The following is a 15,190-nucleotide window of genomic DNA, read 5'->3' on the forward strand; positions in this document are numbered from 1 at the left end:
GCGTGATGTGCCTGCCTATCTGGCCAAACGCCTCGGCTACTACGCCGTCCTGCTGCTGGCCGCCGTCTGCCTCTCCTATCTGCTGGCCTCGTTCGCGCTCGACCCGCGCGAGTACTACGAGGGCCGGCAGCCACCCGTCTCCGCGAGCGCGGTCGATCACCATCTGACCGAGATCGGGGTGAACGACCACGAGCCGCTGCTCACCCGCTTTCTGCGCTGGGCGGGGCACGCGGTGCGCGGTGATCTGGGGAGGACGATCGACGACACGTCCGTGAACGCGGAGTTCGGGCGGCGCATCGGCGTCAGCCTGCGGCTGCTGCTCGCGGGGACCGTGCTCGGTACGGTCGCCGGTGTGCTGGTCGGGGCCTGGACCGCCGTGCGCCAGTACCGCTTCAGCGACCGGGCCGTGACGCTCGCGTCGTTCGCGCTGCTGTCGACCCCCGTGTTCCTGCTGGCGATTCTGCTCAAGACCGGCGCCATCTGGTTCAACCAGACGACGGGGACGGATCTCATCCAGTTCACGGGGGAGAAGAGCCCGGGGCTGGGGGGCGGGTTCTGGGCCGTGCTCAAGGACCGGGCCGTGCATCTGCTGTTGCCGACGCTGTCCGTCGCGCTGTTCGCCATCGCCAGTTACAGCCGGTATCAGCGCAACACCATGCTCGACGTCCTCGGGTCCGACTATCTGCGCACGGCGCGGGCCAAGGGGCTCGGCCGCCGGACGGTGCTGCTCAAGCACGGGCTGCGGACGGCGCTCATCCCGATGTCGACGTATTTCTCGTACGGCTTCCTGGCGCTGTTCACCGGTGCCACCTTCACGGAGACGATCTTCGGCTGGCACGGGATGGGGGAGTGGTTCGTCTCCTCGATCGGCAAGAACGACGTCAACTCCGTCGTCGCCGTCAATGTGTTCGCCGCCGTGACCGTGCTGCTGTCCGGCTTCCTCGCCGACGTGCTGCACGCCGCCCTCGACCCGCGTATCCGGCAGGCGTCATGACCACGATCACTGCCGCGGTGGTACGTCCGGTGGGCCGCGGGTCCGTCGTGCTGCGCCGCTTCCTGCGCAACCGGGGCGCGCTCGCCGGAGCCGTCGTCCTCGTGCTGCTGTTCCTGCTGGCCTTCGTCGGACCGTACGTCACCCCGTGGTCGTACAGCCACATCGACTACACCGCGCTGCGGTCGGGGCCCAGCGCCGAGCACTGGTGGGGGACCAACCGGATCGGGCAGGACGTGTTCGCGCAGACCGTGCGGGGGCTTCAGAAGTCCTTGCTCATCGGGTTGCTGGTCGCCGTCTTCTCCACCGGGCTCGCCTCGCTCGTCGGTGCGTGTGCCGGGTACTTCGGCGGGTGGGCCGACCGGGCGCTGATGTTCTTCGTGGACCTGCTCCTCGTCTTCCCGTCCTTCCTCATCATCGCGATCATCTCGCCGCGGCTGCGCAGTGGCGGCTGGTTCGCGTTCGTGGGCCTGCTCGCCGTGTTCGGGTGGATGATCACCGCGCGGGTGGTGCGGTCCATGACGCTGTCCCTGAAGGAGCGGGAATTCGTGCGAGCGGCGCGGTTCATGGGGGTCGGGCCGTTCCGGATCATCTGGCGGCATGTGCTGCCGAACGTCGCCTCCTTCCTGATCATCGACGCGACCATCGCGGTGGGCGGGGCCGTGATGAGCGAGACCGCGCTGTCGTACTTCGGGTTCGGGGTGCAGGCGCCGGACGTCTCACTGGGGACGCTCATCGCCTCCGGGACCGGGGCGGCAGTGACGTACCCCTGGATGTTCTTCTACGCGGCCGGGCTGCTGGTCGTGTTCGTCCTGGCGGTGAACCTGGTGGGGGACGGGCTGCGGGACGCGCTGGACCCGACCGCGCGCAGCCGTCCACGGAAGAAGGGGGCGAGGCGGTGACCCGGCCGGTGCTCGAAGTGGCCCGTCTCGACGTCGACTTCGACGGCAGGCCCGCCGTCCGTGACGTCGGCTTCTCGCTGGCGCGGGGCGAAGTCCTCGGCCTGGTGGGCGAGTCGGGGTCGGGGAAGTCCGCCACCGCGCTCGCCGTTCTCGGGCTGCTGCCGGACAACGCGGCCGTACGAGGGTCCGTACGGCTCGACGGACAGGAGCTGATCGGCGCCGGTGAACGGGAGTTGACCCGGATCCGGGGCCGGCGGATCTCGATGGTCTTCCAGGATCCGCTGTCCGCCTTCACGCCCGTGTACCGGATCGGCGAACAGATCGCGGAGGCCGTACAAGCCCATCAGGACGTGTCCCGGGAACGCGCCCGGGAACGCGCGGGCGAACTGCTCGACCTCGTCGGCATTCCCGCGTCCCGGGCGCGGGCCTTCCCGCACGAGTTCTCCGGCGGAATGCGCCAGCGCGCGATGATCGCCATGGCGATGGCCAACGAGCCGGACATCATCCTCGCCGACGAACCGACCACCGCTCTCGACGTCACCATCCAGGCCCAGGTGCTCGACGTGCTGCGCACCGCCCAGCGGGAGACCGGCGCCGCGCTGCTGCTGGTCAGCCATGACCTCGGAGTGATCGCCGGGATGGCGGACCGGGTGGCCGTCATGCACGAGGGGCGGGTGGTCGAGGCGGGGACAGCGGTCCAGGTCTTCGGGCGGCCCCAGGAGCCGTACACGCAGAAGCTCCTCGGCGCCGTGCCCCGGCTGGACGACGCGCGGCCCCGGGCAGAAGTCCCCGCCGGTGAACCCGTGTTGAAGGTGCGCGGGCTCACCAAGACCTTCCCCCTGCTCAAGGGCGGCGCCTTCAAGCGGCGGGTCGGGAGCGTGTACGCCGTCGACGGCGTCGACCTCGACATCCGGCGCGGGGAGACCCTGGCCCTTGTCGGGGAGTCGGGGTCCGGGAAGTCGACGACCCTGTTCGAGCTGCTCGAACTCGCCGCCCCCGAGGGCGGATCCATCGAGCTGTTCGGGCAGCGGATCGGGGACCTGACCAAGGAGGAGGTGAAGGCGGTCCGCAGGCGTGTGCAGATCGTCTTCCAGGACCCGATGGCCTCCCTCGACCCGCGCATGCCGGTCGGCGACATCATCGCCGAGCCGCTGCGCACCCAGGGCGCGGACCGGGCCACCGTCGCCCGGCGCGTGCCCGAACTGCTCACCCAGGTCGGGCTCGAACCGGGGCACGCGGAACGCTTCCCGCACGAGTTCTCCGGCGGTCAGCGCCAGCGGGTCGGTATCGCGCGGGCGCTGTCGGTCGAGCCGGAGCTGCTCGTGCTCGACGAACCGGTGTCGGCGCTCGACGTCTCCGTGCAGGCGGGTGTCCTTGAACTGCTGGACCGGCTGAAGGCGGAGCTCGGGCTCGCCTATCTCTTCGTCTCGCACGACCTGTCCGTCGTCCGGCACATCGCGGACCGGGTCAGCGTCGTCTACCTCGGGCGGACCGTGGAGTCCGGGCCGGTCCAGGAGGTCTTCGAGCGGCCCCGGCACCCGTACACCCAGGCCCTGCTGTCCGCCGTACCGCTGCCCGATCCGGAGCGCGAGCGGGAGCGGCAGCGCACACGGATCCTGCTGGCCGGGGACCCGCCGAGCCCGACCGAGCGGCACGAGGGGTGCCGGTTCCGGGCGCGCTGCCCGCTGTACGCCGAACTCGCCGAGGAGGAGCGCAAGCGGTGCGCCCACGATGTGCCCGTCCTCGAAGGGGACGGTGCGGCCTGCCACTTCCCGCGGGTACGGGAGGTGATCTAGGGAGTTCGCCGGACAGGCCCTAGTGGGCCGAGCCCGACAGCTGGAGGCCGATGACCCCGATGATGACGAAGCTGATCGAGACGATCTTGAGCGTCGAGACCAGGTCGCCGAGGAAGATCATGCCGTAGATGGCCGTGCCCGCCGCGCCGATGCCGGTCCACACCGCGTACGCCGGGCCGACGTCGAGCTTCCTGAGCGCGAGGGTCAGCAGGCCGAAGCTGCCGAGCGCGAAGACGCAGAACGCGACCGTCGGCCAGAATCTGGTGAAGCCGTGCGAGAGCTTCAGACAGACGGCGAAGCCGGTTTCGAGGAGCCCCGCCACAACGACCAGCAGCCACGCCATGTCTTGACCTCCCGCGTCCGCACGTCGACTGCTTCGTCTGGCTTTTCTGGCTTGGAGCCGGCTTGGTGTGATTATGCATTTACCGACCGGAGAAGCACTTACCGACGGGCCGCGTACGCAAACAACGCGGAGGTCAGGACGCGGAGGGAGGCCTCCCTCCCGCGGGGATCAGTCACCTTCCTTGCGCTCGCGCGTGGCCAGCAGCCTGCGCAGGGAGTACAGCCGCTGCGGGTCCGCGTGACCGTCCGCCACCCACTGGTCCAGGGCGCAGTCCGGCTCGTCGTGGCTGCACGCGCGCGGACAACCCTCGGTGCCGGGTTCGAGGTCGGGGAAGGCCTTGATGACACGGGACGGGTCCACGTGGTGCAGGCCGAAGGAGCGGACGCCCGGGGTGTCGATGACCCAGCCGGACTCGCCGGGCAGCGGGATCGCGCGTGCCGACGTGGTGGTGTGCCGACCGCGCCCGGTGACGGCGTTGACGACTCCGGTGCTGCGCCGCCGCTCCAGCGATACGAGCGCGTTGACCAGGGTCGTCTTGCCCACACCCGAGTGGCCGACGAACGCCGTGATCTTGCCGTCCAACTGCTTGCGTACGCGCTCGATCGCTTCGCCGCTCTCCAGCTCCTCGCGGCTGGTCACGACATAGGGGACGCCCAACGCCCCGTACAGCTCCAGGAGTTCGTCCGGGGAGGCCAGGTCCGACTTGGTGAGGACCAGGAGCGGGGTGAGGCCGCCGTCGTACGCGGCGACCAGGCACCGGTCGATCAGGCGCGGGCGCGGCTCGGGGTCCGCGAGGGCGGTGACGATGGCGAGCTGGTCGGCGTTGGCGACGACCACGCGCTCGTACGGATCGTCGTCGTCGGCCGTGCGGCGCAGGACCGAGGTGCGCGGCTCGATGCGGACGATGCGGGCGAGGGTGTCCTTCTCGCCGGACAGGTCGCCGACGATGGCGACATGGTCGCCGACGATCGCGGCCTTGCGGCCCAGCTCGCGGGCCTTCATCGCCATCACGAGGCGATCCTCGACGAGGCAGGTCAGACGGCCCCGGTCGACGGTGACGACCATGCCCTCGACCGCCTCCTCGTGCTTGGGGCGGATGTTCGTACGAGGCCGGTTGCCCTTGCGGTTGGGGCGCTGGCGGATGTCGTCCTCGTCGGTGTGCTTGCCGTAACGGCGCATGATCCCGGTCCGCCCGTCAGTTCCCGAGCATTCCGGTCCACATGTCCGGGAAGTCCGGCAGGGTCTTCGCCGTCGTCGCCACGTTCTCGATCCGCACGCCTTCCACCGCCAGCCCGATGATCGCGCCGGCCGTGGCCATGCGGTGGTCGTCGTACGTGTGGAAGACGCCGCCGTGCAGCGGGCGCGGGCGGATGTGCAGGCCGTCGGCGGTCTCGGTGACGTCACCGCCGAGCTCGTTGATCTCCTTGGTGAGCGCGGCCAGCCGGTCCGTCTCGTGCAGGCGCAGATGGGCCACGCCCCGCAGGGTCGAGGGGGAGTCCGCGAGGGCGGCGACCGCCGCGATGCCCGGGGTCAGCTCGCCGACCTCGCTCAGGTCCACGTCGATGCCGTGGATGGCGCCCGAACCGGTGAACTCCAGGCCGCTGTCGGTCAGTTCGCAGGAACCGCCCATCTCGGTGAAGATCTCCCGCAGCTTGTCACCGGGCTGGGTGGTGCGCGCGGGCCAGTCCGGGATGACGACCGTGCCGCCGGTCACCAGCGCCGCCGCGAGGAACGGCTGCGCGTTCGACAGGTCCGGCTCGATGATCAGGTCGCGGCCGAGCAGGGCGCCCGGCGTGACCCGCCAGACGTTCGGCTCGCCGCCCGACTCCGGGGTGTCCACCTGGGCGCCGACTGCGCGCAGCATGTCGACCGTCATCCGGATGTGCGGCATCGAGGGGAGCGCCGAACCGATGTGGCGGACCTCGACGCCCTGGTTGAAGCGCGGGCCGGAGAGGAGCAGGGCCGACACGAACTGCGAGGAGGACGAGGCGTCGATCTCCACCGGGCCGCCGTCCAGGGCGCCGCCGCCGTGCACGGTCAGCGGCAGCGCGCCACGGCTGTCGTCATCGATCCGGGCGCCGAGCAGGCGCAGCGCGTCGATCACGCCGTTCAGCGGGCGCTCGTACGACCGCGGGTCGCCGTCGAAGCGGATGGGGCCGTCCGCGAGGGCGGCGACCGGGGGCAGGAAGCGCATCACGGTGCCGGCGTTGCCGACGTCGACCGCGGCCGGGCCGTGCAGGCCCGAGGGGATGACCCGCCAGGCCTCGCCCGAGGCGTCCGGGCCCGCGGCGACCGTGGAGCTGGACGCCACCGTCTCCTCGATGCCGACGCCCATCGCGCGCAGCGCGCCCGCCATCAGCAGCGTGTCGCGGGAGCGCAGCGGGCGGCGCAGCCAGCCCGGCTCCGAGGCCAGCGCGGCGAGGACGAGGGCGCGGTTGGTGACCGACTTGGACCCCGGCACGTGGACCGTCGCGTCGACGGCTCCGCTTGCGTGCGGGGCGGGCCAGAGGGCGGTGTGGGCGGGGTTCGCGGTCATGGGCTCCACTTTAGTGGGGGTTCGCTCCGCGGCTCGCTGCGCTGGGTCTGGCCGTTGAATGCGGGTCGTTATGTGGCTGCGGGTGCGTTGTGGCTGGTCGCGCAGTTCCCCGCGCCCCTAAAAGACAGGGGCGCGTCCCTGAAGCGGGGTCTCGACAGTCAGACCTGCAGCAGCCAGCGGCCGCCGCCTATCAGCGAACACAGTGACACTGCGTGGAAAAGGAACAGCCACAGGCCCGCCGGGACGTGTGTCAGTCGTGACAGCTGGTCCGCGTCCGAGTCGCCCGCGCCGCCCCGGCTGCGCTTGGCCTGGAGTTCGAAGGCCGGGCGGACGCCGCCGAGCAGGAGGAACCACACCACGGCGTAGGCGAAGGCGGCCTGGACCTGGGGGCCGGCGAGCCAGGACACCAGCAGGAACATGCCGCCGGTGAGGACCACGGTGAGTGCGCCGTACGCGTTGCGGATCATCACCAGCATGGCGACGAGCAGGGCCGTGGCCAGCCACAGCAGCAGGGTGATGCGGCCCGCGCCGAGCAGCGCCGCGCCGCCGAGGCCGAGCAGTGGCGGAGCGGTGTAGCCCGCGGCGGCGGTGAGGATCATGCCGAGGCCGGTGGGCTTGCCGCGGCTGACCGTGAGGCCGCTGGTGTCGGAGTGCAGCCGGATGCCGCTGAGACTGCGTCCGGTGAGCAGCGCGACCAGACCGTGGCCGCCCTCGTGGGCGATGGTGATGGCGTTGCGGGAGACGCGCCAGACACCGTGCGGGACGATCACCGCCAGCGCCGCGACGATTGTGGCGATCACCACCCACAGATCGGGGTCCGGCTGGGTGCCGGAGACCTGGTCCCAGAGGGAGGCCAGCGAGGTGGATGCGGTGCTGTCCATTGTCGGCTTGGGCTCCCTCGGGTCGCGCGGAATCTGGCAGTGTGGCACGTATGTGCGGACGGTATGCATCGAGTCGTAGGCCCGAGGATCTCGCAGGAATCTTTGAGATCGAGAAGTGGGAACCCGAGGAGACCCTGGCACCCGATTTCAACGTGGCCCCGACCAAGGAGGTCTACGCGGTCCTGGACCGTCCCGTTAAGGACGCCGAAGACCCGAGCCCGGTTCGCCAGCTGCGCAAGCTCAAGTGGGGGCTCGTCCCGTCCTGGGCCAAGACGCCCGAGGGCGGCGCCCGGATGATCAACGCACGCGCCGAGACCGTGCACGAGAAGCCCTCGTACCGTCGCGCCTTCACCGCCCGGCGCTGCATCCTCCCCGCGGACGGCTACTACGAGTGGGTCACCGGCGCCGCCGAGCGCGATCTGGAGGTCGAGGGCAGGAAGAAGCGCCCGCGCAAGCAGCCGTACTTCGTGACTCCGGCGGACGGTTCGGTCTTCGCGATGGCCGGGCTGTACGAGTTCTGGCGCGACAAGACGCTCCCCGACGACCATCCGCAGGCGTGGTGGGTGACGTGCTCGGTCATCACGACCGAGGCGGAGACCTCGCCGCTCGCGATCGCGCCCGCCGAGGGCCCGCACGCCCTGGCCGACATCCACCCCCGGATGCCCCTGATGCTCACCCCGGACCGCTGGGACGCCTGGCTCGACCCGGCCCGCACCGACGCCGACGGCCTGCGCGAGCTGCTCGCGGCGCCGCCCGCCGGGCTGATGCGCGCGTACCCCGTCTCCACGGCGGTCAGCAACGTCCGCAACAACGGGCCGGAGCTGCTGAAGGAGCTGGAGGGGCCCGAAGAGGGCACACTCTTCTGACGTGACGAATGACGTGACGAATGACACGACGGAGAGCGTCGAGACGGACGCCGGTACCGCCCGCGTCACCTGGCACCGGGCGAGGAAGGCGCGGCTCGTCCTCGCCCTCAGCCATGGTGCGGGCGGTGGCATCGAGGCGCGGGACCTTCAGGCGCTGGCGGAGGTGCTGCCCGGCCAGGGGGTGAGCGTCGCGCTCGTCGAGCAGCCCTGGCGGGTGGCCGGCAAGAAGGTGGCGCCCGCGCCGAAGACGCTGGACGTGGGGTGGCGGGGGGTGTGGCCGGTGCTGGCGAAGCCCGGGCTGCCCGTCGTCTCCGGCGGTCGCAGCGCCGGTGCCCGCGTCGCCTGCCGTACGGCGACGGAGCTCGGCGCCGCCGCCGTGCTCGCGCTCGGCTTCCCGCTGCACCCGCCGGGCAAGCCCGAGAAGTCCCGCGCCGACGAGCTGCTCGGCTCCGGGGTGCCCACACTCGTCGTCCAGGGCGGCAACGATCCGTTCGGGAAGCCGGAGGAGTTCCCGAAGGGCTCGTACGAGCTGATCGAGGTGCCGTACGGCGATCATGGCTTCGCCGTCCCGAAGCGGGCGCCGCTCGATCAGACCGACGCGCTGAAGATCATCACGGACGGTGTCGTGCAGTGGACCGCGTCACTCGGGTGACCCCCGGGAATGTTGCCTGACGGACGACTGTTGTGCCGAGCAGACAGCACGGACCGTGCTGGACCGTTCGTACGAGAGGAAGTCCGCCGCATGGGTTCGACCATCTGCCCGAGCCGCAGCAGCCGCGCTGACCTGGACTGGACGGTGCTGCACGCAGGCAAGAACGCCCCTATTCGGGCGGCGGGTGGGCCTGATGTTCGTCTATCCTCCGATTCCAGTGGGACCGGTCTCGGTCTCACGACAACGCTGGAGGAGGTGGGTCCGGTACCTGGGACCGACGCAGGGACCGATCACGGCCAGGCGGAGCAGCCCGAGGGCCAGGGCACGAGCACGGAGTCGTCCGCCGAGCGCACCGCGCGCTTCGAGCGGGACGCGCTCGAATTCCTCGACCAGATGTACTCGGCCGCCCTGCGCATGACGCGCAACCCGGCCGACGCCGAGGACCTGGTGCAGGAGACGTATGCCAAGGCGTACGCGTCCTTCCACCAGTTCCGCGAGGGCACCAACCTCAAGGCATGGCTGTACCGCATTCTCACCAACACCTTCATCAACTCGTACCGCAAGAAGCAGCGTGAACCCCAGCGCTCCGCGGCCGAGGAGATCGAGGACTGGCAGCTCGCGCGCGCCGAGTCGCACATGTCGACGGGTCTGCGCTCCGCCGAGTCGCAGGCGCTCGACCACCTGCCCGACTCGGACGTGAAGCAGGCGCTGCAGGCGATCCCCGAGGAATTCCGCATCGCGGTCTATCTCGCCGACGTAGAGGGCTTTGCGTACAAGGAGATCGCGGACATCATGGGGACACCCATCGGTACGGTGATGTCCCGGCTGCACCGGGGCCGCCGTCAACTGCGCGGCATGCTCGAGGACTACGCGCGTGACCGCGGGCTGGTTCCGGCCGGTGCCGGAGAGTCGAACGAAGCGAAAGGCTCGGGCTCATGAGCTGCGGAGAGCCGCACGAGACGGATTGCAGTGAGGTACTCGACCACCTTTACGAGTTCCTCGACCATGAGATGCCGGACGCGGACTGCACCAAGTTCGAGGTGCACTTCGAGGAGTGCTCCCCCTGCCTCGAGAAGTACGGCCTGGAGCAGGCCGTGAAGAAGCTGGTCAAGCGCTGCTGCGGCCAGGACGACGTGCCGACCGATCTGCGCGCCAAGGTCATGGGCCGTATCGATCTGATCCGCTCCGGGCAGGTCGTGCCGGAGCACGATGTGACGGCGACGCCCCAGGAGTCGTAAGACACCCGGGCGGGCCGTAAGACACCCGGCGAGTCGTAAGACCGCCCGGACGAAGATCGTCCGTTTATCACCCGAACGTGCTAATCCGCGGGCTCTGAGCCCGCGGATTCAGCCATACCCGTCCCCGTGCCGCCCCCGCCGTTCTAGGCTCCGGAGCCTGAAGTCGGGGAGGGGACGAGGATGGGGTCGGTTCCGGCGTGGGCCCGTGTGTACGTGGCCTGTGTCGTCCTCGCCGCCCTGGCCTGCATGGCCCCCCTGCCGCACCTCCACGTTCCGTGGTGGGTCGTCGCGCTGCTCGCCGTGCTGTACGCCGGGTGCGAGCGGATCACGCTGCCGCGTGGAACGAGGGGAGCGGGCGCGCCCGGCCGGGACGCCCGTGACGCCCCGAAGGGCATGGGCACCTTCCTCCCCGTGCTGCTGGCCGGCGCCTTTCTGCTGCCGCCTCCCGCCGCCGCGCTCGTCGCGCTGCCGGGGGCGCTGCTCGCCCGGGTCGAACAACGGCCGCGGTGGCTGCGCCGGGTCTGGCGCGCGGCCCAGCTCGCCGTCGCGATCTGGGCGACCTCCCGGGTGCACTGGGCGCTGGGCGGCCGGGACGCGGTGGTCGCCCCCCACTTCCCGTACGCGCTCGTGCCCGCCGGCGCCGGAGTGCTCACGTTCTGCCTCGTGCTGACCGTCCTCGACGGGGGGATCCTGGCGCTCGCCGACCGGGTGCCGGTGCGCGGCGCCTGGCGCGGGCTTTTCGCCCGCTCCCTCGCACCCGTCGCCGTGCACGGGCTCGCGGGGCTGATGATGGCGGTGCTGTGGCGCAGTCCGTACGGGCCTGTCGCCGCGTTGCTCGTGCTGTTGCCGATGTACGTGTCCTCGTGGGTGTTCGCGCAGTACCACCGGGAGCGGGCCGCCCACCAGGCCACGATTCGCGCGCTCGTCCAGGCCGTCGACATCAAGGACGGGTACACCCGCGGGCACAGCGAGCGGGTCGGGCAGGCGTCGATGATGATCGCGCGGGAACTCGGCATGGACGACGAGCGCGTGGAAGTGCTGCGGTTCGCCGGGATCCTGCACGACGTGGGCAAACTCGGTGTGCCCACGCGGTTGTTGCGCAAGGACGGGCCGCTGACGCCCGAGGAACGGCGGGTCATCGAGCTGCATCCCGAGTACGGGCACGAGATGGTGCGCGGCATCGGTTTTCTGGGGGAGGCGCGGTCGGCGATCCTGCACCACCATGAGCGACTGGACGGCAGCGGGTATCCGTACGGGCTGGTGGGGGCGCAGATTCCGGAGTTCGCGCGGGTGGTGGCTGTCGCCGACGCGTTCGACGCCATGACGTCCACGCGGTCTTATCGACGGGCTCGGCCTGTCGATGTGGCCGTGGAGGAGCTTGAGCGGTGTGCGGGGGCGCAGTTCGATCCGGGGATGGTGGGGGCCCTTGTGCGGGCCTTGGACCGATACGGCTGGCATCCCGCCGTTACCGCCGATCTTTACCCGCCCACTCCACCCGTTTCCAGCACGCTACAAGGGGACCTACAAAAATCCGTCGGGCGGAGGGCTCCATGAGTGCCCTCACCTCCCGGTTCGTCATCCGGTCCGGCCGTGTTCAGTGGCAGGCAGGTCTCTCCGTCCCCCTCACCCTCGTCCGTTCCCTCACCCTCCTCCTCACCCTCGTCGCCCTCGCCGACACCCTCTGGCACGGCCTCGACGAACGCGGTACCGCCCTCGCCTTCGGCATCCTCATCACGGTCGGCGAACTCAGCCGCTGGTCCGGTGCCGAAGAGCGGGAGTCGGCTCCGCTCGGGGCCGCGGCGGCACTGTCGTACGCGCTGCTCGGGGAGCAGGCCGGACGGCCCACCCATCACGGGGTTCTCCAGGTCGTCGCGGTCGTCGCCGCGGCGGCCCTGCTGGGATGTGTGCCGCATGTGGCCAGGGGACGGGGGCCGACCGTCGACCACCTCACCCGGCGCGTTCTCACCGTCGCCTTCGCCGCTGTCTGCTTCCAACCGCTCTACAACCAGGGCCGGTTGCTGGAGTGGGGCGGCCCGGCGTACGCGCTGCTGCTGATCGCGCTGCTCGTGCTCACCGCGCTGTGCGACGCCGTGCTCGCGGCGGCGCTGGCGCACGCGCGCACCCGGTGGCCGTTCGGGCCGCTGCTGTGGGACGAGCTGCGGGCCACGCTCGGCATCGGGTCGGCCGTGTGTGCGACCGGGGCCGTGATGTCGCTCGCCGTGGCGGTCGTAGGGCTGTGGGCGCTGCCGGTGTTCTCGCTGCCCCTGCTGCTCACCCAGCTGTCCTTCCGGCGGTACGCGGCCGTGCGCGTCACCTATCGGCAGACCATCGCCTCACTCGCGCGGGCGACCGAGATCGCCGGATACACGCCGGCGGGGCACGCGCGACGGGTGGCCGCCCTCAGCAGGGCCGTCGGGCGGGAGCTGGGCCTCTCCGAGCCCGATCTGACCGTTCTGGAGTACGCGGCACTGATGCACGACATCGGGCAGCTCAGCCTTGTCGATCCCGTCCCCGCCGGGGCCACCTCCGCGCTCGCCGCCGACGAACAGCGGCGGATAGCCCTCCTCGGCGGCGCCGTCGTACGCCAGACCGGGGTGGATGCCGAGGTCGCCGTGGTGGTGGAGCGGCAGGCGGACCCGTACCGGGAGCAGCCGGTCACCGCGCGGATCGTCCGGGCCGTGAACGCATACGAGGAGCTGGCCCGGGAAGCAGGGCCGGGAGGGACCCTGACCGCACTGGAGAAGCTGCGCCTGGCCACCGCCCGCGACTATCAGCCGGAGGTCGTGGAGTCGCTGGCCAGGGTGCTGTTGCGGGGTGGCCTTACCCTGCCCCAGGCTGGGTAACCCATGGGTAATGAGCGCCCGTCCGACGGTACGTGGTTGGATGCGAGGAAGAGGGTGTTCGGGGGCACGGGCCAGCCCGGGGCTGCGCTGTCTTCAAGGGACTCTTCAAAGGACCGGCAGGCGGGAATCGTAAGGAACTGGCAGGCGGGAATCGTGAGGATCTTCGGCAAGGGACGACACCGGCCCTCCGCCTCATGGCGGCAGGCCACCGACCGTGCGTTCACGCTGATCGGCGACGGCCGGTACGAGGACGCGGGAGCGCTGCTGACGCGCGCCGCGGACCTGGAGCCGTGGCTGTCCGAGTCCTGGTTCAACCTGGCCCTGCTGCACAAGTTCCGGCACGACTGGGAGCAGGCCCGGGCGGCCGGTCTCCGGGCCGTCGCGCTGCTCGACCGGGAGACCGGCGCACCTGACTGGTGGAACGTGGGCATCGCGGCCACCGCCTTGCAGGACTGGCCACTGGCCCGGCGCGCCTGGCAGGCGTACGGGCTGCGGGTGCCCGGCGGCGCCGCCGTCCCCGGGGAGCCGGTGGGCATGGACCTGGGCAGTGCGGCCGTACGGCTGTCTCCGGAGGGTGAGGCCGAGGTGGTGTGGGGGCGCAGGCTGGATCCCGCCCGCGTCGAGGTGCTGTCCATTCCGCTGCCGTCGTCCGGGCGGCGCTGGGGCGAGGTCGTGCTGCACGACGGGGTGCCCCACGGGGAGCGGACGACCGCGGCCGGGCACGCCTATCCCGTGTTCGACGAGATCGAGCTGTGGGCGCCGTCACCGGTGCCTACCTGGGTGGTCCTCCTTGAGGCGGCCACCGAGGACGACCGGGACGCGCTGGAGCAGCTGGCCGCCGATGCCGGGTTCGCCGCGGAGGACTGGTCTTCGTCGGTGCGGTTGCTGTGCCGGATGTGTTCCGAGTCGCGGATGCCGTCCGATGAGGGTGACGGTGAGCATCTGGATCCCCATGACCACAGTGAGCCCGGGCATCCTGGGCCGCTGGGGCACCGTACGGATGGGCAGCTGTGGGTGCCTGAGCGGGAGTGTGGGGTGGCTGCGCCGGCTGGGCTGGTGCGGGGGTTGTTGGACGGGTGGGTTGCCGACAGTCCGGATTCCCGGGACTGGCGGGATTTGGAAGAGGTCTGCTGAGGGCTGTGGGTTCGCTGTGGGCCGGTGGGGGCTTGTCGCGCCCACGCGGCGGAGCCGCATATGGACACAGCCCCGCGCCCCTTTCGGGGCGCGGCTGCCCCACCGCACGTCTGAAGGGCGCCGGTCGGTCCCCGTACCCTGTATGAGCACCACACCCCTGGTTTCGAGGAAGGCGTACGTCGGTCATGGCGCAGCAGGACACCGATCAGCAGCACGTGGGCGTGCTCCCCGTGGACGACGAGGGCTTCGTCATCGACACCGAGGACGGCGAGGAGCGTGAGGCGGCCTACCGTGAGCGTGGGACCTCGCGGCCGATCACGGTCGTCGGGAACCCGGTGCTGCACAAGGAGTGCAAGGACGTCACCGAGTTCGGGGACGAGCTGGACCAGCTGGTCGCCGACATGTTCGCCAGCCAGCGCACCGCCGAGGGCGTGGGCCTGGCCGCGAACCAGATCGGCGTCGACCTGAAGGTCTTCGTCTACGACTGCATGGACGACGAGGGCAAGCAGCACGTGGGCGTCGTCTGCAACCCCGTGCTCGTCGAGCTGCCCGCCGAGCAGCGTCGCCTGGACGACAGCAACGAGGGCTGCCTCTCGGTGCCGACGGCGTACGCGCCGCTGGCCCGCCCCGACTACGCCGAGGTCACCGGGCAGGACGAGAAGGGCAACCCGATCAAGGTGCGCGGCACCGGCTACTTCGCGCGCTGCCTCCAGCACGAGACGGACCACCTGTACGGCTACCTGTACATCGACCGGCTCTCCAAGCGCGAGCGCAAGGACGCGCTGCGGCAGATGGCCGAGAACGAGCCCCGCTACGCGATCGTCGCGAACGACTGACGTAGCACAGCGGCCGTTGTCACGCACGGCTGTGACAGAAAATGACCGGTGGGGTTCTCGATCTCTCGTGAGTCCCGTTCGTTGATCTCCTCGTACGGCGTCTGGACAGGTACCTCCTGACCAGGCGCCGTTCGTGTGTACGTCGCACGTTCGATCCCTTGTGCTCCTCTAG

At 70.7% G+C, this 15,190-nt stretch carries 15 protein-coding genes; 11 read left to right on the plus strand and 4 right to left on the minus strand.

Going from position 1 to position 15,190, the window contains the following annotated elements:
- The first annotated feature begins 7 nt into the window (after positions 1-7).
- Genes OG975_RS31650 through OG975_RS31660 form a run of 3 tightly spaced genes read left to right on the plus strand, consistent with a single transcriptional unit; the run spans position 8 to position 3,689 of the window.
- Entirely contained in the window at positions 8-994 is a 987-nt protein-coding gene (locus OG975_RS31650; protein WP_406336554.1) for an ABC transporter permease, read from the plus strand.
- On the plus strand, positions 991-1,893 hold the full coding sequence (locus tag OG975_RS31655) for an ABC transporter permease (protein ID WP_406332739.1): 903 nt from the start codon (positions 991-993) through the stop codon (positions 1,891-1,893). Before OG975_RS31650 ends, OG975_RS31655 begins: the two co-directional genes overlap by 4 nt.
- Positions 1,890-3,689: a dipeptide ABC transporter ATP-binding protein gene (locus OG975_RS31660; RefSeq protein WP_406332740.1), complete on the plus strand. Its 1,800-nt coding sequence runs from the start codon at positions 1,890-1,892 to the stop codon at positions 3,687-3,689. The genes OG975_RS31655 and OG975_RS31660 overlap by 4 nt, the downstream gene beginning before the upstream one ends.
- A 19-nt stretch (positions 3,690-3,708) precedes the next feature.
- On the opposite strand, the gene OG975_RS31665 is transcribed toward OG975_RS31660, so the two are convergent.
- The 4 genes from OG975_RS31665 to OG975_RS31680 all read right to left on the minus strand — a co-directional run bounded on the left by OG975_RS31665 (position 3,709) and on the right by OG975_RS31680 (position 7,449).
- A complete protein-coding gene (locus OG975_RS31665; RefSeq protein WP_327431592.1) occupies positions 3,709-4,032 on the minus strand; it encodes a multidrug efflux SMR transporter in 324 nt (107 codons plus the stop codon).
- 168 nt (positions 4,033-4,200) lie between these two features.
- Entirely contained in the window at positions 4,201-5,211 is a 1,011-nt protein-coding gene (gene rsgA / locus OG975_RS31670; RefSeq protein ID WP_406332741.1) for a ribosome small subunit-dependent GTPase A, read from the minus strand.
- A gap of 16 nt (positions 5,212-5,227) precedes the next feature.
- The gene (gene aroA / locus OG975_RS31675; RefSeq protein WP_330307192.1) at positions 5,228-6,568 is read right to left on the minus strand and encodes a 3-phosphoshikimate 1-carboxyvinyltransferase; all 1,341 of its coding nucleotides are present in this window, start codon (positions 6,566-6,568) and stop codon (positions 5,228-5,230) included.
- Positions 6,569-6,726: 158 nt separating this feature from the next.
- The gene (locus OG975_RS31680) at positions 6,727-7,449 is read right to left on the minus strand and encodes a M50 family metallopeptidase (RefSeq protein WP_406332742.1); all 723 of its coding nucleotides are present in this window, start codon (positions 7,447-7,449) and stop codon (positions 6,727-6,729) included.
- 50 nt (positions 7,450-7,499) lie between these two features.
- Between OG975_RS31680 and OG975_RS31685 the strand changes: the two genes are divergently transcribed.
- From OG975_RS31685 to def, 8 genes are all read left to right on the plus strand, one after another.
- Entirely contained in the window at positions 7,500-8,315 is an 816-nt protein-coding gene (locus tag OG975_RS31685; RefSeq protein WP_406332743.1) for an SOS response-associated peptidase, read from the plus strand.
- 1 nt (position 8,316) lies between these two features.
- The gene (locus OG975_RS31690) at positions 8,317-8,967 is read left to right on the plus strand and encodes an alpha/beta family hydrolase (protein WP_406332744.1); all 651 of its coding nucleotides are present in this window, start codon (positions 8,317-8,319) and stop codon (positions 8,965-8,967) included.
- 255 nt (positions 8,968-9,222) lie between these two features.
- Positions 9,223-9,906 carry an RNA polymerase sigma factor SigR gene (gene sigR / locus OG975_RS31695; protein WP_327431598.1) on the plus strand — a complete coding sequence of 228 codons (684 nt, stop codon included), beginning with the start codon at positions 9,223-9,225 and terminating at the stop codon, positions 9,904-9,906.
- Positions 9,903-10,205: a mycothiol system anti-sigma-R factor gene (rsrA, locus tag OG975_RS31700; protein ID WP_327431599.1), complete on the plus strand. Its 303-nt coding sequence runs from the start codon at positions 9,903-9,905 to the stop codon at positions 10,203-10,205. The genes sigR and rsrA overlap by 4 nt, the downstream gene beginning before the upstream one ends.
- A 180-nt stretch (positions 10,206-10,385) precedes the next feature.
- The gene (locus OG975_RS31705; RefSeq protein ID WP_406332745.1) at positions 10,386-11,759 is read left to right on the plus strand and encodes an HD-GYP domain-containing protein; all 1,374 of its coding nucleotides are present in this window, start codon (positions 10,386-10,388) and stop codon (positions 11,757-11,759) included.
- A complete protein-coding gene (locus OG975_RS31710; RefSeq protein ID WP_406332746.1) occupies positions 11,756-13,048 on the plus strand; it encodes an HD-GYP domain-containing protein in 1,293 nt (430 codons plus the stop codon). The genes OG975_RS31705 and OG975_RS31710 overlap by 4 nt, the downstream gene beginning before the upstream one ends.
- A gap of 153 nt (positions 13,049-13,201) precedes the next feature.
- Positions 13,202-14,182 carry a tetratricopeptide repeat protein gene (locus OG975_RS31715; protein WP_406332747.1) on the plus strand — a complete coding sequence of 327 codons (981 nt, stop codon included), beginning with the start codon at positions 13,202-13,204 and terminating at the stop codon, positions 14,180-14,182.
- A 185-nt stretch (positions 14,183-14,367) separates the two neighbouring features.
- The gene (def, locus tag OG975_RS31720; RefSeq protein WP_327431603.1) at positions 14,368-15,018 is read left to right on the plus strand and encodes a peptide deformylase; all 651 of its coding nucleotides are present in this window, start codon (positions 14,368-14,370) and stop codon (positions 15,016-15,018) included.
- The last annotated feature ends 172 nt before the right edge of the window (positions 15,019-15,190 follow it).

The organism is Streptomyces sp. NBC_00203 (genome assembly GCF_045206325.1).
Classification (GTDB): Bacteria; Actinomycetota; Actinomycetes; order Streptomycetales; family Streptomycetaceae; genus Streptomyces; species Streptomyces lutosisoli.